This window comes from Pseudomonas sp. ITEM 17296, from assembly GCF_028895205.1.
GTDB lineage: Bacteria > Pseudomonadota > Gammaproteobacteria > Pseudomonadales > Pseudomonadaceae > Aquipseudomonas > Aquipseudomonas kermanshahensis.
Genome location: NZ_WJRS01000005.1, coordinates 286,178 through 304,552, shown reverse-complemented (window position 1 = coordinate 304,552; position 18,375 = coordinate 286,178). Strand labels below are relative to the sequence as shown.

At 62.1% G+C, this 18,375-nt stretch carries 15 protein-coding genes and 4 tRNA genes; 3 read left to right on the top strand and 16 right to left on the bottom strand.

Annotated elements, in window-relative coordinates; all coding sequences use genetic code 11:
• Positions 1-308: 308 nt before the first annotated feature.
• From GIB19_RS08855 to GIB19_RS08790, 14 genes are all read right to left on the bottom strand, one after another.
• Positions 309-385 (bottom strand) — tRNA-Arg (locus tag GIB19_RS08855).
• A gap of 72 nt (positions 386-457) precedes the next feature.
• Positions 458-534, bottom strand: a tRNA-Arg gene (locus GIB19_RS08850).
• A gap of 72 nt (positions 535-606) precedes the next feature.
• Positions 607-683: transfer RNA gene (locus GIB19_RS08845), tRNA-Arg, on the bottom strand.
• Between the two features lie 107 nt (positions 684-790).
• Positions 791-881: transfer RNA gene (locus tag GIB19_RS08840), tRNA-Ser, on the bottom strand.
• Positions 882-953: 72 nt separating this feature from the next.
• Positions 954-1,142 carry a carbon storage regulator CsrA gene (csrA, locus tag GIB19_RS08835; protein ID WP_003254503.1) on the bottom strand — a complete coding sequence of 63 codons (189 nt, stop codon included), beginning with the start codon at positions 1,140-1,142 and terminating at the stop codon, positions 954-956.
• 159 nt (positions 1,143-1,301) lie between these two features.
• Entirely contained in the window at positions 1,302-2,537 is a 1,236-nt protein-coding gene (locus GIB19_RS08830) for an aspartate kinase (protein ID WP_027593076.1), read from the bottom strand.
• A gap of 84 nt (positions 2,538-2,621) precedes the next feature.
• Positions 2,622-5,246 carry an alanine--tRNA ligase gene (gene alaS, locus GIB19_RS08825; protein ID WP_085272489.1) on the bottom strand — a complete coding sequence of 875 codons (2,625 nt, stop codon included), beginning with the start codon at positions 5,244-5,246 and terminating at the stop codon, positions 2,622-2,624.
• A gap of 393 nt (positions 5,247-5,639) precedes the next feature.
• On the bottom strand, positions 5,640-6,647 hold the full coding sequence (gene astE / locus GIB19_RS08820) for a succinylglutamate desuccinylase (RefSeq protein ID WP_027593078.1): 1,008 nt from the start codon (positions 6,645-6,647) through the stop codon (positions 5,640-5,642).
• A 10-nt stretch (positions 6,648-6,657) separates the two neighbouring features.
• On the bottom strand, positions 6,658-6,948 hold the full coding sequence (locus tag GIB19_RS08815) for a hypothetical protein (RefSeq protein ID WP_027593079.1): 291 nt from the start codon (positions 6,946-6,948) through the stop codon (positions 6,658-6,660).
• Positions 6,949-6,962: 14 nt separating this feature from the next.
• Positions 6,963-8,312, bottom strand: coding sequence for an N-succinylarginine dihydrolase (gene astB, locus GIB19_RS08810; RefSeq protein WP_274885209.1), 1,350 nt, complete (start codon positions 8,310-8,312; stop codon positions 6,963-6,965).
• A 23-nt stretch (positions 8,313-8,335) separates the two neighbouring features.
• The gene (gene astD / locus GIB19_RS08805) at positions 8,336-9,799 is read right to left on the bottom strand and encodes a succinylglutamate-semialdehyde dehydrogenase (RefSeq protein ID WP_099430124.1); all 1,464 of its coding nucleotides are present in this window, start codon (positions 9,797-9,799) and stop codon (positions 8,336-8,338) included.
• On the bottom strand, positions 9,800-10,828 hold the full coding sequence (gene astA, locus GIB19_RS08800) for an arginine N-succinyltransferase (protein ID WP_027593082.1): 1,029 nt from the start codon (positions 10,826-10,828) through the stop codon (positions 9,800-9,802).
• A gap of 86 nt (positions 10,829-10,914) precedes the next feature.
• Positions 10,915-11,934 carry an arginine/ornithine succinyltransferase subunit alpha gene (gene aruF / locus GIB19_RS08795; protein WP_274885208.1) on the bottom strand — a complete coding sequence of 340 codons (1,020 nt, stop codon included), beginning with the start codon at positions 11,932-11,934 and terminating at the stop codon, positions 10,915-10,917.
• A gap of 142 nt (positions 11,935-12,076) precedes the next feature.
• The gene (locus tag GIB19_RS08790; RefSeq protein ID WP_274885207.1) at positions 12,077-13,297 is read right to left on the bottom strand and encodes an aspartate aminotransferase family protein; all 1,221 of its coding nucleotides are present in this window, start codon (positions 13,295-13,297) and stop codon (positions 12,077-12,079) included.
• Positions 13,298-13,679: 382 nt separating this feature from the next.
• Between GIB19_RS08790 and GIB19_RS08785 the strand changes: the two genes are divergently transcribed.
• From GIB19_RS08785 to GIB19_RS08775, 3 genes are read left to right on the top strand one after another with little or no spacing between them, the layout of a single operon-like run.
• Positions 13,680-14,237: a hypothetical protein gene (locus tag GIB19_RS08785; protein WP_099430126.1), complete on the top strand. Its 558-nt coding sequence runs from the start codon at positions 13,680-13,682 to the stop codon at positions 14,235-14,237.
• Positions 14,234-15,313 carry a hypothetical protein gene (locus GIB19_RS08780; RefSeq protein WP_274885206.1) on the top strand — a complete coding sequence of 360 codons (1,080 nt, stop codon included), beginning with the start codon at positions 14,234-14,236 and terminating at the stop codon, positions 15,311-15,313. Before GIB19_RS08785 ends, GIB19_RS08780 begins: the two co-directional genes overlap by 4 nt.
• Positions 15,300-16,496, top strand: coding sequence for a radical SAM protein (locus tag GIB19_RS08775; RefSeq protein ID WP_274885205.1), 1,197 nt, complete (start codon positions 15,300-15,302; stop codon positions 16,494-16,496). Before GIB19_RS08780 ends, GIB19_RS08775 begins: the two co-directional genes overlap by 14 nt.
• A gap of 9 nt (positions 16,497-16,505) precedes the next feature.
• On the opposite strand, the gene argR is transcribed toward GIB19_RS08775, so the two are convergent.
• Positions 16,506-17,486, bottom strand: a complete 981-nt coding sequence (gene argR / locus GIB19_RS08770; protein WP_274885204.1) for a transcriptional regulator ArgR — start codon at positions 17,484-17,486, stop codon at positions 16,506-16,508.
• Positions 17,487-17,590: 104 nt separating this feature from the next.
• On the bottom strand, positions 17,591-18,355 hold the full coding sequence (aotP, locus tag GIB19_RS08765) for an arginine/ornithine transport ATP-binding protein AotP (protein ID WP_027593086.1): 765 nt from the start codon (positions 18,353-18,355) through the stop codon (positions 17,591-17,593).
• Between the last annotated feature and the right edge of the window lie 20 nt (positions 18,356-18,375).

Genomic DNA, 18,375 nt, shown 5'->3' with positions numbered 1-18,375 from the left:
TTGTTAAGGAGTAACTACTGGGTAAGTCCATGGTGGTATTCCACAAGCCCCGGCGGGGCTGACGGGCGCAATCATACACTGCCTAAGCTGTCAGATCGCTTAAATTTTTGGCCAGAACAATCGTTTGCGAGATAAAGCTAGGACAACGCTCGAAGCTATGTGTGCGACGGCGCAAGCAAAAGAAAAAACACAGATGCCGCGCAAAAGATTATCGGGCCGGTTTATGTGCAGTCTAGCGGGCATCACTGAGAAACAGTGAACGGGAGAAAACAAAAAGCCCGCTCATTTGAGCGGGCTTCTTGATTGTATGGCGGACTCAGCAGGATTCGAACCTGCGACCGCTCGGTTCGTAGCCGAGTACTCTATCCAGCTGAGCTATGAGTCCGTGGTCGGTATTTTTAGGCCAGATTACCACTGGCTTGTTGAAGCGTCTTTGCAAGCAGAGCCACTTCAAAAGTGGCGGACTCAGCAGGATTCGAACCTGCGACCGCTCGGTTCGTAGCCGAGTACTCTATCCAGCTGAGCTATGAGTCCGTGGTTGGTAGTTTTAGACCAGATTACCACTGGTTGTTTGAAGTAGCCTTGTAAGCAAAGCCACTTCAAAAGTGGCGGACTCAGCAGGATTCGAACCTGCGACCGCTCGGTTCGTAGCCGAGTACTCTATCCAGCTGAGCTATGAGTCCGTGTCTTGCCGCGCATTATAGGTCGCTGAAACATTTTTGCAAGAACTTTTTTCGTTTAATTTCAACTACTTAGCGTTCTTACTGTTTACAGCGGCCTAAGCGAATAATGGCGGTGAAGGGGGGATTCGAACCCCCGATACCCTTATGAGGTATACTCCCTTAGCAGGGGAGCGCCTTCGGCCACTCGGCCACCTCACCGCAACACGAGGCGAATATTAAAGAACCTCTTTCACCTTTGCAACCCTTTTTTTGAAAAAAACTTCAAAAGAATTAAAGGCTTGGCTCCTCGTCCTTCTCTTTCTTGATCCGCAGGTAGATTTCCTCGCGGTGCACAGCCACTTCTTTCGGGGCGCTGACGCCAATACGCACCTGGTTGCCTTTGACGCCAAGCACCGTCACGGTGATCTCGCCGTCTCCAATGATCAGGCTCTCGGCGCACCGGCGAGTCAGAATCAACATAGCTTTCTCCTTACGCAAAACATTCAGGGATAACAGTCTTTGGTATCGGGGCCTGGTCGCGGACGACGACCCAGCCCTGGTTGCCCACCCCGCAGCAGCGCGTGCGTGGCGAGCAGAAACGCGAAGGGCGCGGCAAGCCGCGCCCTTCCAGGCAGCGCCTTACTCGCCCTGTCGGGCAGGAGCGTCCAGTTCGAACGCGGTGTGCAGCGCGCGTACGGCCAGCTCCAGGTACTTCTCTTCGATCACGACCGACACCTTGATCTCGGAGGTGGAGATCATCTGGATGTTGATGCTCTCCTTGGCCAGGGCTTCGAACATGCGGCTGGCAACACCTGCGTGGGAGCGCATGCCAACGCCAACGATCGAGACCTTGGCGATCTTGGTGTCGCCGATCACTTCACGGGCACCGATTTCGCGGGCGGTGTTTTCCAGCACGTTCTGCGCCTTCTCGTACTCGTTGCGGTGTACGGTGAAGGTGAAGTCGGTGGTGTTATCGTGCGCCACGTTCTGCACGATCATGTCGACCTCGATGTTCGAGGCGCTGATCGGGCCGAGGATCTTGAAGGCCACGCCCGGGGTGTCCGGCACGCCGCGAATGGTCAGCTTGGCTTCATCACGGTTGAAGGCGATACCGGAAATGATCGGCTGTTCCATGGATTCCTCTTCATCAATGGTAATGAGGGTACCCGGACCCTCCTTGAAGCTGTGCAGCACGCGCAGCGGGACGTTGTACTTGCCGGCGAACTCCACCGAACGGATCTGCAGCACCTTGGAACCGAGGCTGGCCATTTCCAGCATCTCTTCGAAGGTGATCTTCTCCAGGCGCTGTGCCTGCGGCACCACGCGCGGGTCAGTGGTGTAGACGCCATCGACATCGGTGTAGATCTGGCACTCGTCAGCCTTGAGCGCCGCCGCCAGGGCTACGCCGGTGGTGTCGGAGCCGCCACGGCCGAGGGTGGTGATGCTGCCGTGCTCGTCGACCCCCTGGAAACCTGCAACCACGACCACACGCCCTTCCTTGAGGTCGGCGCGAATCTTCTGGTCGTCGATCTGCAGGATGCGGGCTTTGTTGTGCGAGCTGTCGGTCAGAATGCGCACCTGGTTACCGGTGTAGGACACCGCTGGCACACCACGCTTGATCAAGGCCATGGTCAGCAGGGCAATAGTGACCTGCTCACCGGTCGACACGATCACATCCAGTTCACGCGGAACCGGCTGATCGGTGATCTGCTTGGCCAGATCGATCAGGCGATTGGTTTCACCGCTCATGGCCGACAGCACGACCACCAGGTCGTCGCCCGCCTCACGGTGTTTCTTGACCTTTTCGGCTACCTGCTCGATCCGCTCGATGGAACCGACAGAGGTGCCGCCAAATTTCTGTACGATCAACGCCATTTCAATGGTGCCTCAGCCCATACAGGGCCCCAAAAAACAATCCAACATGAAGGAGCCGGCGACTAGACCGCCGGCCCCCTCATCTCAAAGTCCCTGCTCTGCGAACGGCACGGCCAGCGCCAGGGCCTGGTCCAGCGCAGCGACGTCGACGCCGCCACCCTGGGCCATGTCCGGACGGCCACCGCCCTTGCCACCCACTGCCGCAGCGGCTTGTTTCATCAGATCGCCAGCCTTGAGTTGGCTGGAGAGGTCCTTGGTCACGCCGGCCACCAGCACGACCTTGCCCTCATGCTCACTGCCCAGCAGGATCACTGCGTGGCCGAGCTTGTTCTTCAGCTGATCGACCAGGGCCAGCAAGGCCTTGCCATCCTGACCATCCAGGCGAGCGGCAAGCACCTTGGCACCCTTGACCTCAACGGCCGCGTTGGAGAGATCATCCCCGGCGGCGCTGGCGGCCTTGGCCTGCAGCTGTTCCAGCTGCTTCTCCAGCTGACGGTTGCGCTCGAGCACCGCCGACAGCTTGTCGATCAGGTTGTCACGGTTACCCTTGACCAGTTGCGCGGCTTCCTTCACCTGCTCTTCAGCAGCGTTCAGGTAGGCCAGCGCAGCCGCGCCGGTAACCGCTTCGATACGACGCACCCCAGAGGCCACGCCGCCTTCGCTGATGATCTTGAACAGGCTGATATCGCCAGTGCGCTTGGCATGGATACCCCCGCACAGCTCCACCGAGAAGTCGCCACCCATGCTCAACACGCGCACGGTATCGCCGTACTTCTCGCCGAACAAGGCCATGGCGCCTTTGCGCTTGGCGGTCTCGATGTCGGTCACCTCGGTCAGCACTTCGGTGTTGCGGCGCACTTCACGGTTGACGATGTCTTCCAGGGCCTTGATCTGCTCTGGCTTGACCGCCTCGAAGTGGCTGAAGTCGAAACGCAGGCGCTGGCTGTCGACCAGCGAGCCTTTCTGTTGTACGTGATCGCCCAGCACCTGGCGCAGCGCTTCGTGCAACAGGTGAGTGGCCGAGTGGTTCAGCGAGGTGGCGTGCTGCACGTCGGCGTCGACCTTGGCCTCGACCTCGGCACCCACGCTCAATGCACCGCTGGCAACCACACCGTGGTGCAGGAAGGCACCGCCGGTCTTGGTGGTGTCGCGCACGTCAAAGCGCACGGCGCCAGCCTGCAGGAAGCCGCTGTCACCCACCTGGCCGCCGGACTCGGCGTAGAACGGCGTGCGATCGAGGATCACCACGCCCTGCTCGCCTTCGCCCAACTGCTCGACGGCCTGGCCGTCCTTGTACAGAGCAATGACCTTGGCCTGGCCTTCGGTGGTGGTGTAGCCCAGGAAGTCTGTGGCGGTGTCGACCTTGACCAGGCTGTTGTAGTCCATGCCGAAGGCGCTGGCAGAGCGCGCACGCTCACGCTGAGCGTCCATTTCACGCTCAAAACCGGCTTCGTCGATGGTCAGCTCGCGCTCGCGGGCGATGTCGGCGGTCAGGTCCATGGGGAAGCCGTAGGTGTCGTACAGCTTGAACACCACGTCACCCGGCACCACGTCACCCTGCAGTTGCGCCAGGTCCTGCTCGAGGATGCGCAGGCCTTGCTCCAGGGTCTTGGCGAATTGCTCTTCTTCAGCCTTGAGCACGCGCTCGATATGCGCCTGCTGGCTCTTCAGCTCTGGGAAGGCTTCGCCCATCTCGGCCACCAGTGCGGCAACGATCTGGTAGAAAAAGCTGCCCTTGGCGCCCAGCTTGTTGCCGTGGCGGCAAGCGCGGCGAATGATGCGGCGCAGCACGTAGCCACGGCCTTCATTGGACGGCAGCACGCCGTCTGCGATCAGGAAGCCGCACGAACGGATATGGTCGGCGACCACTTTTAGCGACGCCTGGCTGTCATTGCTGCAACCGATGGCCTTGGCCGCGGCGCTGAGCAGGTTCTGGAACAGGTCGATCTCGTAGTTCGAGTGAACATGCTGCAGTACCGCACTGACACGCTCCAGGCCCATGCCGGTGTCTACCGAGGGGGCAGGCAGCGGGTGCAGGACGCCATCGGCGGTGCGGTTGAACTGCATGAAGACGTTGTTCCAGATCTCGATGTAGCGGTCGCCGTCTTCTTCCGGCGAGCCGGGTGGGCCGCCCCAGATGTCGGCGCCGTGGTCGTAGAAGATCTCGGTGCAAGGGCCGCACGGACCGGTATCGCCCATCGTCCAGAAGTTGTCGGACGCGTACGGGGCGCCTTTGTTGTCACCGATGCGCACCATGCGCTCGGCCGGCACGCCGATTTCCTTGGTCCAGATGTCGTACGCTTCGTCATCGGTGGCGTAGACGGTGACCCAGAGCTTTTCCTTCGGCAGGTTCAGCCACTTGTCCGAGGTCAGGAAGGTCCAGGCGTAGGTGATCGCGTCGCGCTTGAAATAGTCGCCGAAGCTGAAGTTGCCCAGCATCTCGAAGAACGTATGGTGACGCGCGGTGTAGCCGACGTTTTCCAGGTCGTTGTGCTTGCCACCGGCGCGTACGCATTTCTGGCTGCTGACGGCGCGGGTGTAGGCGCGCTTTTCCTGGCCGAGGAAGCAGTCCTTGAACTGGTTCATGCCGGCGTTGGTAAACAGCAGGGTCGGGTCATTGCCCGGGATCAGGGAGCTGGAGGCAACTCGGGTGTGTCCCTGCTCTTCGAAGAAGCGAAGGAAGGCTTCACGGATTTCTGCGCTTTTCATAGGTTCTTCCACGGAAACGGCGGCCCTGGTGGGCAAACGCGTCGACGAAACGACGGCAAAGGGCCGCATTATATCGGTCCTGCAAACTCGGTGCAGTGTGTTTATGCGATGGAAAACGTCGAATAGACGGTTTTCAGGCGGTTGCAAACGAAAATGACATGATCGGATGCTAATTGCAGCCTTTCGCCACTGGCAAGCCCATTACGGCCGAAGGGAAGGGAAAATGGAATAGACGGTGAATTAAAAGGATTTCATGGTGAAACAGGATCCAATAATCCTGCATTTCCGGTAGGCGCAGCCTTGTGCTGCGAAGCGGCCAATGCAAGCAGCGAGCATTCATTGTGCTTGCACTGGCCGCTTCGCAGCACAAGGCTGCTCCTACAAGGGCGGTATTCAGCCTAGGCGCTGGCCCGAATCCGGTACTACCAGAATTCCCGCGCGCAGCCCGTTTTTTACCTTGGGGTTGGGGAAGATGATCCGCGCGCCCTCCTCCTCGACCACCCAGCGCATTTCGGCCAGGTCTTCGGCCAGCAGGTAACCCTTGCTCAGCTCGGAGAAGTTTTCGATATCCGCCGGCAAGTGCAGGCGGAAGCCCTCGCTGTGCTTGATGATCTCGCGGGCGACGCTGAACAGTTTCAAGCCCTCCAGCGAGTCTTCAGTCTCAGGCTCGGTGCCTTCGATGATCTGGATCAGGCGCTCTTCCAGCTTGTCGAGGTTGACCTGCTCGTTCTGCCCAAACGGCCGCGCCTTGCCAAGCTCCAGGGTGAACGCCTCGGCGTCGAGCTGCTCGTAGGTGAAGGCGCTGAAGGTAATGGACGACTTGCTCTGCAACAGCACGGCCTCCATACCCGCTGCGGCCAGGCGCGCCAGCTCCCGGCGGGAATGCTTGCGCCCTTCCTTGTAGGGGTACAGGGCAAACTGCTCGATCTTCGAGCCACGGATGGCGGTATGCAGGTCGTAATGCAGGCGGGGGCGGCCCGGCTTGCTGAAGAACACCCGGGCAAACTGTTCAAGCTCGGCGGCGCGCAGCGCCTCGAAACCACTGGACAGCTCGTGGCGACCATTGAACAGGCGGTTGATGTCCTGCTCGACGAAGCGCTCGCCCTTGCGGATGGCCGCCGGGTTGCCGAACAGGAACAACACCCGCGAACGCGGCTTGATCTTGCCATTGGCCACGCCATGCAACAGGCGCTCGAGCAACTCGATCGGCGCCGTTTCGTTACCATGGATACCGGCCGACAGCAGCAGGTCGAGCCCACTGTCCTCATGCTCGGGCGGGCGCACCTCAAGGGCGCCCTCCCCCAGCCAGCGCAAACGCACGCCCTTGGGTGTAACTTGGGTCTTCTCGGCCGGTTCGTGATCGGTCAAGGTCAGCTCAAGCAATTTGCCGAGGGCGAGCATAGGCACTTCCTTAGTGGTGGTGGCCGCAATCAGGGCCATGGACGTGATCGTCGCCATCAGCGGCTTCAGCCAGCTCCATTTCCAGCTGCAGGCTGACCAGGTTGGTGGCCATCGGGCGCAGCAGCAGGTTGGCATACTCGGTGTCGTTTTCATCGACATCCACGCCAATCAGCAACTGGCCGCGGCCGTCCTGCTGAATCCACACTTCCTTGCCTTGCCAGACCACAGCAAAACGGGTGCAGGAGGTTTCCAGCTGGGTGCCGTCTTCGTCTTCGAGGATCAGGCGCAGGGCATCGGTCATTACTTAGTCTCTCTTCAAGGTTGGCGTTGGAACGGATAGACCGAACCCAATTTCAGAATCTGGGTCAACTCATCCAGTGCCGTACGGCATTCGACCAGCAGTTGCGGATCGGCCAGCTCCGCTTCGCCAAGGCGATCGCGGTAATGCTTGTCGACCCATTGCAGCAGGGTGTCGTACAGCGGCGCGGTCATGATAACGCCTGGATTCACCGCCGCCAGTTCCGATTCCTTCAATGCCACGCGCAGACGCAGGCAAGCAGGGCCTCCGCCGTTCTGCATGCTCTGCTTGAGGTCGAACACTTTGACCTCTTTGACCGGGCCGCCCTGCTGGGTCAGTTGTTCCAGGTAGGCCCAGACGCGCTCGTTACTGCGGCACTCTTCCGGCACTACCAGCAGCATGGAGCCGTCGTCACGGCTGAGCAGCTGGCTGTTGAACAGGTACGAACGCACGGCGTCGTCTACTGCCACCGCCGCACGCGGCACACGGATGGCCTGGAAGTTGCCGCCCTTGTTGGCCAGTTTAGCTTGCAGCTGGCCAAGCACCGCATCGGTCTCGAGGAAGGCGTCCTCGTGGTAGAACAGCACCTCGCCGTTGCCCACCGAAATCACGTCGTTGTGGAACACGCCCTGGTCGATCACTGCCGGGTTCTGTTGAGCGTAGACCACGCCGTCGTCGCGCAGGCCGTGCAGCCGCACCACGGCCTGGGACGCCTCCAGGGTTTGCCGCGCCGGGTACTTCTGCGGCGCAGGGTAGCGGCTGTCGAAGGCGCTGCGGCCGTAGACGAAGAATTCGACGCCCGCCTCGCCATAGCTGCGGCAGAAGCGAGTGTGGTTGGCCGCGCCCTCGTCACCGAACTGCGCCACCGCCGGCAATGCCTCGTGGTGGGCGAAGTGCTTGGCATCGGCGAACATCGCCCCCAGCACACGGCTGGTGGTCGGGTGCTCGATGCTGCGGTGGTATTTGCAGTTGAGGTTGGCAGCAGTGAAATGCACGCGGCCATCGGCGGTGTCGGCACTGGGGCTGACCGTGGCAGCGTTGGCCACCCACATGCTTGAGGCCGAGCAGCTGGCCACCAGCAACGGCATGGCCTCCTTGGCGGCGCGCTGGATCACTTCGGCATCGCTGCCAGTGAAGCCCAGGCGGCGCAGCGCAGCTACGTCCGGGCGCTCCTGCGGGGCCAGCACGCCCTGCTTGAAGCCCATGTCGGCCAAGGCCTTCATCTTTGCCAGGCCCTGGCGCGCCGCTTCACGCGGGTTGGACGCCTGCTGGCTGTTGCTTTGCGAAGCCACATTGCCGTAAGACAAGCCGCCATAGTTGTGGGTAGGCCCCACCAGGCCATCAAAATTCACTTCATAGGATTTCATCGGCTAGGCTCCGAGACCGTTTGTTATAGGGTGACGCCCGGCGTCAAGGTTGCCGGCAAGGCAAGGCTGGCGGTCTCCAGCGAAGCCACGGGGTAAGCGCAGTAGTCGGCCGCGTAATAAGCGCTGGCGCGGTGGTTGCCGCTGTTGCCGACACCCCCGAACGGGGCGCTGCTGGCGGCGCCGGTCAGCTGCTTGTTCCAGTTGACGATGCCCGCCCGGCTGCGCAGCCAGAAGTACTGGTAACGGGCGCGGGAGTCGGACAGCAGCCCGGCGGCCAGGCCGTACTGGGTGTTGTTGGCCTCATCGATGGCGGCATCGAAATCGGCGTAGCGAATCACCTGCAGCAACGGGCCGAAGAACTCTTCGTCCGGGCGGTCGGCAACGGCGCTGACATCGAGAATGCCCGGTGTCAGCAACGCGGCATCAGCCTCGGGCTGGGTCATTTCCAGCAACTTCACGGCGCCCTTGCCCACCAGCTCGGCCTGGGCTGCGATCAGCGCCTGTGCTGCCTGCAGCGAAATCACCGAACCCATGAACGGCGCTGGCTGCTGGTCGAAAGCGCCAACGGTGATGCTTTTGCACACCTCGACCAGCCGTGTGATCAACGAATCGCCCCACGCCCCTTGCGGCACCAGCAGGCGTCGTGCACAGGTGCAGCGCTGGCCAGCAGAAATGAAGGCCGACTGGATGATGGTGTACACCGCAGCGTCCAGGTCCTTGACCTCGTCCACCAGCAAAGGGTTGTTGCCGCCCATCTCCAGCGCGAGGATCTTGTCCGGGCGCCCGGCGAACTGCTGGTGCAACAGGTTGCCAGTGCGGCTGGAGCCGGTGAAGAACAACCCGTCGATACCCGGGTTGGCCGCCAGCGCCACGCCCGTTTCACGCGCGCCCTGGACCAGGTTGAGCACTCCGGCAGGCAAGCCGGCGGCGATCCAGCAGTTGACCGTCAGTTCGGCCACCTTGGGCGTCAGCTCGCTGGGCTTGAAGACCACGCAGTTGCCCGCCAGCAGTGCCGGCACAATGTGCCCATTGGGCAAGTGGCCGGGGAAGTTGTAGGGCCCGAACACCGCCACCACACCGTGGGGCTTGTGCCGCAGCACGGCCGTGGCATCGGCCAGTGGGCCGCTTTTTTCACCGGTGCGCTCGCGGTAGCTCTGTACCGAAATCGCCACCTTGTTGATCATGCTGGTGACTTCGGTCGCCGATTCCCACAGCGGCTTGCCGGTTTCTTCGCCGATGCAATGCGCCAGCGCTTCGGCATGCTGCTTCAGCTGTTCGGCAAACTTTTCCAGCACATCGATACGTGCCTCCAGGCTCAACTGCGCCCAGGCCGGAAAGGTCTGGCGCGCAGCCTTCACGGCGGCGTCAACCTGGCTGGCGTCGGCGCCCTGCCCGCCCCAGACCACCGCCTGCGTCACGGGATTGAGCGATTGCAGGGGGGCTCCCTGGCCGGCCTGCCAGTGGCCGGCGATGTAATGCGTGGTCATTTACTGGGCCTCCCGGCTTGCCGACAGCGGCACGGCACGCACGTTGTCACCAGCCCCCATGCGCAGGCGCTTGGCGGTCAGCGGGTCGACCACCAGGGTGCCAGCCGCCAGGCGTGCAGGCGCGGCCGTGATGCGGCAGTCGTCGCGTTTGCGGTTGTGGATGATGTAAGGGGTGGCGTCATCGCCCGGGGTACCGACCGCCAGCACCAGGGTCTGGCTTTCGCGCACGGCACGAATCTTCGCGGTCTCGCACTCGATGGCGGGGCCTGCGTCGAAGATGTCGACATAGCCCTGGTAGTTGAAACCTTCCTGCTTGAGCATGGCCAGCGCAGGCTCGGTGTCGGTGTGGACACGCCCGATCACGTTGCGCGCGGCTTCGGAGAGGAAGCAGGTGTACAGCGGGAACTTGGGCATCAGCTCGGCGATGAACGACTTGTTGCCCACCCCGGTCAGGTAGTCGGCCTGGCTGAACTCCATCTTGAAGAAGTGCCGGCCCAGGCTTTCCCAGAACGGCGAGCGACCCTGCTCGTCGGACATGCCGCGCATCTCGGCAATGATCTTCTTGCCGAACAGCTCCGGGAACTCGGCGATGAACAACATCCGCGCCCGCGACAGCAAGCGGCCATTGAGGCCGGAACGGTAGTCACTGCGCAAAAACAACGAGCACAGCTCGGAGTTGCCGGTCAGGTCGTTGGCCAGGAACAGGGTGGGGATCTCGCGGTAGATGTTCAGCTCCTGCGAGGCGCTGACGGTGAGCCCGACCCGGTAGTTGTACCAAGGCTCACGCAGGCCGACGGCCCCGGCGATGGCGCTGATGCCCACCACCAGGCCCTCGTCGTTTTCCAGCACGAACAGGTAGTCGGTATCGCCCCGCTCGGCTTCGCCACGGAAGCTCTTCTCGGCCCAGCCCACGCGATGCCCAAGGCGCTCTTCGTTGGCTGGCAGCGTGGTCAGCCCGGTGGTACCGGTGCTGCGAGCCAATTCGATCAGCGCGGGTAAATCGCTGCTGCGTACGGGACGAACGATCATGCTATCTCCTTGAGCGGCGACCTCTGCCACCGCGAAACGCTTCGTTTCGAGCTTGCTGTTTCGAGCTGCCTGCGCAGGCTCACGCCTTACACGGCAACCAGCCGCACGCTTGTACCCTCACCGACCCCCAGGGCCTCGGCTGCGTCGCGCCCCAAGCTGACCGGCTTGCCGGGCACCCAGTCGAGTTCCAGCAACACCGCGCGGTAGTCCTGCAACTGGCCATTGCACACCAGGTACGGGCGCCCACCCTTGGCCGGGGCCTCCTCCAGCTTGACCGGTACTACACGGCTCTGGGCAATCGAGCGGATGCCCGAAGCCCGTGCGTGCAAGGTCGGCCCGCCGTCGAAGATGTCGATGTAGTGCTCGGTCTCAAAGCCTTCACGCATCAGGATGTCGAAGGTGATCTGCGCCCGCGGATGCACCTGGCCCATGGCCTCCTGGGCTTCGTCGGGCAGCAGCGGCACGTAGATCGGGTAGTGGGGCATCAGTTCGGCCAGGAAGGTACGGCTCTTCAGCCCGCACAGGCGCTCGGCATGGGCGTAGTTGAGGTCGAAGAAATTGCGGCCTATGGCATCCCAGAAGGGCGACTCGCCCTGATCGTCGCTGTAGCCCACGATCTCGGTCACCACCGAATCGGCAAAACGCTCCGGGTGCGAGGCCATGAACAGCAGGCGGCCACGCGAGTTGAGCTCGGCCCAGCCGCTGCCGACCAATTCGGGCAGCACGTAGAAGCTGGTCAGCAAGCTGTTGCCAGTCAGGTCGTGGCACAGCGAGAGAACGTGGATCTTGTTGTGGATCTTCAGCTCGCGCGAGGCGTGCACGAAGGTCTCGTTACGGAAACTGTAGAACGGCTCGGAGTAGCCGGCCGAGGCGACGATGGCCGAGCAGCCGGCAAGCTTGCCGGTGTCGCTGTCTTCGAGCACGAAGAAGTAGCTTTCTTCGCCATTGAAGCTGACCTCGGCGGCGAAGGAGGTTTCCGACGCGGCGATCTTGTCGCCCAGACGGGCAGTATCGTCCGGCAGCGAGGTGACACCAATGGGGCTGTCGGCAGCCATGCGCTGCACTTCGTTCAGGTCAGCCATTTGCGCGGGGCGCATCACCAGCATGGTGTCACTCCTTTGGTAAAGCGGGCCGTTCGTGACGGCACGAAAAAACGGCGGGCGCGTGATTGAAACGGCAAGCACGCGCCCGCACTGGAATTCAGCTATCGCCGGCCCGCTAAGGGCCGGCGAAGGGACCGCAGGCGAATCAGCCTTGGGTCAGTTTGACCACGGCGCGCTCGAAGCGGTCCAGGCCTTCTTCGATGTCGGCGTCTTCAACCACCAGGCTAGGCGCGAAACGCACCACGTCCGGGCCGGCCTGCAGCACCATCACACCTTCTTTCTCGGCGGCGTTGAGCACGTCCTTGGCCTTGCCTTGCCAGGCGTCGGTCAGCACGCAACCGATCAGCAGGCCGACGCCACGCACCTGGGAGAACAGGCCGTACTGCTGGCCGATCTTCTCCAGACGGGTTTTGAAGCGTGTGTGCTTGGCCTTGATGCCGTCCAGAGTTTCACGGGTGTTGATCACGTCCAGCACCGCGCAGGCGACGGCGCAACCCAGTGGGTTACCGCCATAGGTGGTGCCGTGGGTGCCGACGGCCAGGTGTTTGGCCAGCTCGGTGGTGGTCAGCATGGCGCCAATCGGGAAGCCGCCACCCAGGCTCTTGGCGCTGGTCAGGATATCCGGGGTTACACCGTAGTGCTGGTAAGCGTATAGCGAACCGGTACGGCCAACGCCGGTCTGCACTTCGTCGAAGATCAGCAGGGCATTGTGCTTATCGCACAGCTTGCGTGCGCCTTCCAGGTACGCCTTGTCGGCCGGCACCACACCACTTTCGCCCTGGATCGGTTCGATTACCACCGCGCAGGTCTTGTCGGAAATCTGTGCTTTCAGTGCTTCCAGGTCGTTGTACGGCACATGGCTGATGCCGGTGATCTTCGGCCCGAAGCCATCGGAGTACTTCGGCTGGCCACCGACGCTGACGGTGAACAGGGTACGCCCGTGGAAGCTGTTCACGGTGGCGATGATTTCGTGCTTTTCAGGGCCGAAGCGGTCATGGGCCACGCGACGGGCCAGCTTGAAGGCGGCCTCGTTGGCCTCGGCGCCGGAGTTACAGAAGAAGGCACGGTCGGCAAAGGTCGCGTCTACCAGCTTGTGCGCCAGGCGCAGGGCCGGCTCGTTGGTGAAGACGTTGGACACGTGCCAGAGGGTGTTGGCCTGCTCGGTCAGCGCCTTGACCAGTGCCGGATGGCAGTGACCCAGGGCGTTGACGGCGATGCCACCGGCGAAGTCGATCAGCTCGCGGCCCGACTGGTCCCAGACTCGGGAACCCTCGCCTCGGACAGGAATGAAGGCCGCCGGGGAATAGTTGGGGACCATCACCTGGTCGAAATCGGCACGTTGCACCGGGGCTTGCTCAACGGACATCTGAGTCTCCTGAAGAGGAACGCTGGCCTGGAAGTGGCGAGCGATGGGGGGATTGTAAGGACTGATCAGCGCCTGTCCTTGCGGCCAAGCGACAACTTGTTACAGCGCAAAACCCTGTTTTACCCAGGCTTTCGGCAATGCGACAAACACTGTCGCAATCGCGCAGTGTAACGTTGCTCCCCCACCCTTTGGAAAAAATCCGGCATCCAGAAGACGCCTGGATCGGCCGCCGGCAAAAGATTTTTCCTAAGCCAGAAATAGTAATCAGCCACACGCAAAGCCTCACCAATCCTACACCACGATGCGAGCGCCCTCTTTAGCATGGTCAGCAGGCGCACATTTAGCGTGCCAACTGGTTAAAACTCATGTCACGGAGCGCCACATGCGCCTTGATTTTGCTCAATTGATAATGCGGTCGAACACCGCCCCACTGCAGCGCAGCGAACTGACCCTGGAACAGCTCGAGCCTTTCCTCGCAACCAACGCCCCAGCCGCATTGGCACACGAAGCCCTGGCAACCAGCCAGTACCATGTGAGTTGCCGCGAGGCCGGTATCGACGACGGCCGGCGCTACTTCCAGTACCACATCAATGGTGAACGGGTCGGCCTGTGCGGCTACCACCAACGCCGCTGCGACCCGCCCCATGTAATCTGGGGCGGTTTCTTCATTGCCAGCCGCAGGCTGCCTGGCGCAATGAAGATGCGCATGCAGTTCGATACCCTTCGACATATCCTTCAGCACACCCAGGCCCACCAAGGCTATGTAGAAACCTACGCCGCACCAGGCAAGAGCAACATGCACGCCATCTGGGCAAAGCTCGGCGCGGTCGAAAGCGGCACACTGAAGGACTTCTACGGCCCCGGAAGCGATATGTGCATCCAGCGCATCGACCTGAAGGCGCTTCGCACCAGCCTCGATGCCAGGCATTGCGCACCATGAGTGCCCGCATTGCACTGGTCTACGTCGAAGCCGGGGCCGGCCCACAGGTAATGGCTCGGCGCCTGGAGGCAAACCTGACGAAGGCGGGCCATGCCAGCTGCGTCATTTCTTTACGTCAACTGATACCGACGTGGCTGCATACCCTGCTGCTGGACCAATACCGCAACGAGTGCCAGCAGCAGCGCGACAATTTAAGCCGCTGGCACCTTCAACCCTGGCGATTCGCTTGGCTGTATCGCGCACTCGGCCTGCTGCACAGGCCAACCCCGACAGCACACCAAAGCCTGGGCCAAGTGCGCGTGGCAATGGCCACCAGCTACCTGGCCGCGTTTTTCCTGATCGATCTGCGTCGGCGCCTGGGGCTGCAATTCAAAGTCATGGGAGTGCTAGGCGACTATTGCACCTCTGCTGGCTGGCGACTGCCACTGGACGCGCTGGTCACGCCACGCCTGACAAACAACGCCACCCTCGACTGGCTGCGGGCACGCAACATCACGCTGCTGCCACTGGGTATTCCATTGGACGAGCACCAACACCGCCCGCCCCCCGAGGCCGGCCACCTGCTGGTCACTGGCGGGGGCTGGGGTCTCGGAGGCGCCTACGACTGCCTAGAGCAAGCGCTGGCGCATCTCGCCGTGAAGCGAGTCACCGCACTGTGCGGCGACAACCCTGCCCTGCTCGAACATCTCGGGCAGCGCCATGCCAGCTCAATAAAGGCTGGCCGCCTGCTGCTGCTGCCCTCACAGCCAACCCTCGGCCCTCTCTACACCCGTAGCTGGGCGGTGCTTTCCAAGCCTGGCGGGCTGACCTTGAGCGAAGCCGCGCAACACGGCTGCCCGCTGTTGCTGGCCAAACCGATTACCGAACACGAACGACGTAATGCCGCCCATTTTCTGGCCCACGGGGCAGCACTGGATGCAACCACACCGCAGAAACTGGCTGAAGCACTGAGCAGCCTGAGCAACAAACGCTCACAGCTGAGCGACAGCGCGCGCTCACTGATTGACGCCGACGCAACCCGAACTATCACCGCAAACCTGCTGACTCTGGAGCAAACTTTGAATGTGGACAACTGACGTAACCCGTCCCGTACCAAGCGATACAGCGCGGCAGCGCTTTCTGAAGCGCAACGCCGACTACATGGCGCACTACCGACTGCGCGCCGACCAACTCAAGACAGCGATCCAGGCATTCGCCAGCAATGGCGAGGTGCATAGCCAAGGCATCTCGAAAATCTCACTGAAACTGCTCAGCGCCTGCAACCTGCGTTGCAGCATGTGCTTCCAGTGGCGCGAGGACGGGCTCGACCACGAAGGCGCCACGGGCTTTCACCGCAACCTCAAGAAAACCCGCCTAGATTTCGAAGACTGCCAACACCTGTTCGACTTCGTTCGCAAGCACCCCTGCGAAGTCGTGCTGACAGGCGGTGAACCCATGCTCCACCCACAGTTTTCCCAGTTCGTGCAGGCGCTGGCAGAAGCGGGCTGCCACATGGTGATCTGCACCAATGGCACGCTGCTGGACAAGCATTTCGACACCCTGAGCCGCTATCACGACCGCCTGGCCTTCCTGATTTCGATCGACGGCCCCAAGGCCGTGCACGACGGCATCCGGGGTGACGGCTACTACGCAGTGACCACCGAGGCGATCAGCCGCCTGGCCGCCGCCAAGCTTGATGGGCTGAAATGGATCGTCGGCGTGGAGTCGACACTGCTTGCCAGCAACATGCTGCATAGCGAAACCATCATTGATGAGTGTGCAGCCCTAGGTGTCGACTGGATGGTGTTCAACCACCTGTGGATAGCCAACCCTGAAGCCCGGGCGCAGTTCAGCCGCTTCTGCACCGATCACGGCATACAGGCGCATTCTGCCGAGGGTTACGACCTCGGCCAGTTCGATGACAACTATGTAGGGATGGTGAAAAACACACTGGCGCGGATCCAGGCCCACCCCAGCCCGATTCCGGTGTTGGTCAGTCCGAACCTTGCGCCGCAGCGACTAGAGGATTACTACCAGGGCTGCTACCGCCCAGAAAACCCCTACTACAAGATGGGTGTGAAGCTGGATATCGACATCGACGGACGAGTCGTCATGACCAAGCAGTTCCCGGAGATCTCATTCGGCAACATCATCGACCACCCCATCGAACAGATCGTTGGCTCGGCACTTTACAAACGAACGGCGCGCGAACTGCTTAACCGTCCTCTCGACATCCTCGCCGCGTGCCCGGACATGCACAACCTGCGTATCGACACCTGAGCACCGCTGTCAGCCCTTCTCGGCAGGCGCCGAACTGAGCTCGAACGGGCTGCTGCTGCGCCGCTGATTACGGTCTTCGCGCGGGGTGGCGCCGAAGAAATTGCGGTACGCACTGGAGAAATGCGGCCCCGAGGAGAACCCGCACGACAGGCCGATCTGGATGATCGACTTGCTGGTCTGCATCAGCATCTGCCGCGCCTTGTTCAGCCGCAACTCGAGGTAATACTGGCTGGGCACGCGGTTCAGGTACTGCTTGAAGATCCGCTCCAACTGCCGACGCGACACGCACACATGCTGGGCGATCTCGTCGGTGGTCAGCGGCTCTTCGATGTTGGCTTCCATCAGCAGCACAGCCTGGGTCAGTTTGGGGTGGCTGGAGCCCAAGCGGTTTTGCAACGGAATGCGCTGACGCTCGCCGCCCTCGCGAATGCGCTCGACCACCAGCTCCTCGGACACCGCCCCCGCCAGCTCCGCGCCATGATCACGCGCCAGCACGGCCAGCAACAGGTCGGTCACCGCCATGCCACCACAGGCAGTCAGGCGGTCACGGTCCCAGTCGAACAGGTGGCTGGTAGCGATGACCTTGGGGAAGCGCTCGGCAAAATCATCCTGCCAGCGCCAGTGCACTGCCGCGCGGTACCCGTCGAGCAGGCCAAGCTGCGCCAGCGGATACACACCGGCAGACAAACCACCGATCATGCAACCACTGCGCGCCAGTTGCTTGAGTGCAGTCGACAGCACCGAACCCACGGCCTGCGGCGGCTCATCGGCCAGCAACAAGAGCTTCTGGCACCCTTCGAGGCGGCCATTCCACGGCTCGCCCGGCAGGCGCCAAGCGCCCTCCACCGCCGGCTCGGCCTGCAGAAACGCCAAGTCGTAGACCACATCCGGATGCACCCGCTGGGCCACCTGCAACACTTCCTCGGCCAGCGCCAGGGTCAAGGGCTTGGTGCTGGGCCAGATGAGAAAACCGATTCGCTGGGTGGTCATAGGGTGCGGTCCGAAACCTTGGGGGGCGTTCACGTCAGTGGCACAGGGTCAGGCTGCGCTCGCTGCGCAGCATGCCCTATTCTGGTGCAAAGATGCAGCCTACTTTACTTGAGGCTGCCGGAGAGGAACTGCTTGAGCCGCTCCGATTGCGGGTTGGCCAGCACCTCGCGCGGGCAGCCGGTCTCTTCGACCAGGCCCTTGTGCAGGAACACCAACTGGTTCGACACCTCGCGGGCAAAGCCCATCTCGTGGGTCACCACCACCATGGTCCGGCCTTCCTGGGCCAGCGCCTGCATGACCTTGAGCACATCGCCCACCAGCTCGGGGTCGAGGGCCGAGGTCGGTTCGTCGAACAGCATCACCTCAGGCTCGACGGCCAGGGCACGGGCAATCGCCACGCGCTGCTGCTCACCACCGGACATATGCCCCGGGAAGGCATCCTTGCGGTGGGCCACACCCACCTTGGCCAGGTAGTACTCGGCCTTTTCCAGGGCCTCTTTCTTGCTCACCCCGAGCACGTGCACGGGGGCTTCGATGACGTTCTCCAACGCGGTCATGTGCGACCACAGGTTGAAATGCTGGAACACCATCGACAGGCGCGAGCGCATGCGCTGCAACTGGCGCGCGTCGGCCGCCTTGAGCGCGCCATCCTTGCCGGCGACCAGTTTCAGCTCTTCGTTATTGAGCAGAATCTTGCCGGCGTGGGGCTGCTCCAGCAGGTTGATGCAGCGCAGGAAGGTCGACTTGCCCGAACCGCTGGAGCCGATGATGCTGATCACATCGCCTGCCTTGGCCGCCAGGGACACGCCCTTGAGCACTTCATGGCTGCCATAGCGCTTGTGCAGGTCTTGGACTTCGAGTTTGTACATGCTGTCGATTCTCACAAAGC

Bases quoted from the DNA above. Each gene is read 5' to 3' on its own strand.
- csrA (WP_003254503.1), bottom strand. From the start codon at position 1,142: ATGTTGATTCTGACTCGCCGGTGCGCCGAGAGCCTGATCATTGGAGAC.
- GIB19_RS08830 (WP_027593076.1), bottom strand. From the start codon at position 2,537: ATGGCGTTGATCGTACAGAAATTTGGCGGCACCTCTGTCGGTTCCATC.
- alaS (WP_085272489.1), bottom strand. From the start codon at position 5,246: ATGAAAAGCGCAGAAATCCGTGAAGCCTTCCTTCGCTTCTTCGAAGAG.
- astE (WP_027593078.1), bottom strand. From the start codon at position 6,647: ATGCTCGCCCTCGGCAAATTGCTTGAGCTGACCTTGACCGATCACGAA.
- GIB19_RS08815 (WP_027593079.1), bottom strand. From the start codon at position 6,948: ATGACCGATGCCCTGCGCCTGATCCTCGAAGACGAAGACGGCACCCAG.
- astB (WP_274885209.1), bottom strand. From the start codon at position 8,312: ATGAAATCCTATGAAGTGAATTTTGATGGCCTGGTGGGGCCTACCCAC.
- astD (WP_099430124.1), bottom strand. From the start codon at position 9,799: ATGACCACGCATTACATCGCCGGCCACTGGCAGGCCGGCCAGGGAGCC.
- astA (WP_027593082.1), bottom strand. From the start codon at position 10,828: ATGATCGTTCGTCCCGTACGCAGCAGCGATTTACCCGCGCTGATCGAA.
- aruF (WP_274885208.1), bottom strand. From the start codon at position 11,934: ATGCTGGTGATGCGCCCCGCGCAAATGGCTGACCTGAACGAAGTGCAG.
- GIB19_RS08790 (WP_274885207.1), bottom strand. From the start codon at position 13,297: ATGTCCGTTGAGCAAGCCCCGGTGCAACGTGCCGATTTCGACCAGGTG.
- GIB19_RS08785 (WP_099430126.1), top strand. From the start codon at position 13,680: ATGCGCCTTGATTTTGCTCAATTGATAATGCGGTCGAACACCGCCCCA.
- GIB19_RS08780 (WP_274885206.1), top strand. From the start codon at position 14,234: ATGAGTGCCCGCATTGCACTGGTCTACGTCGAAGCCGGGGCCGGCCCA.
- GIB19_RS08775 (WP_274885205.1), top strand. From the start codon at position 15,300: ATGTGGACAACTGACGTAACCCGTCCCGTACCAAGCGATACAGCGCGG.
- argR (WP_274885204.1), bottom strand. From the start codon at position 17,486: ATGACCACCCAGCGAATCGGTTTTCTCATCTGGCCCAGCACCAAGCCC.
- aotP (WP_027593086.1), bottom strand. From the start codon at position 18,355: ATGTACAAACTCGAAGTCCAAGACCTGCACAAGCGCTATGGCAGCCAT.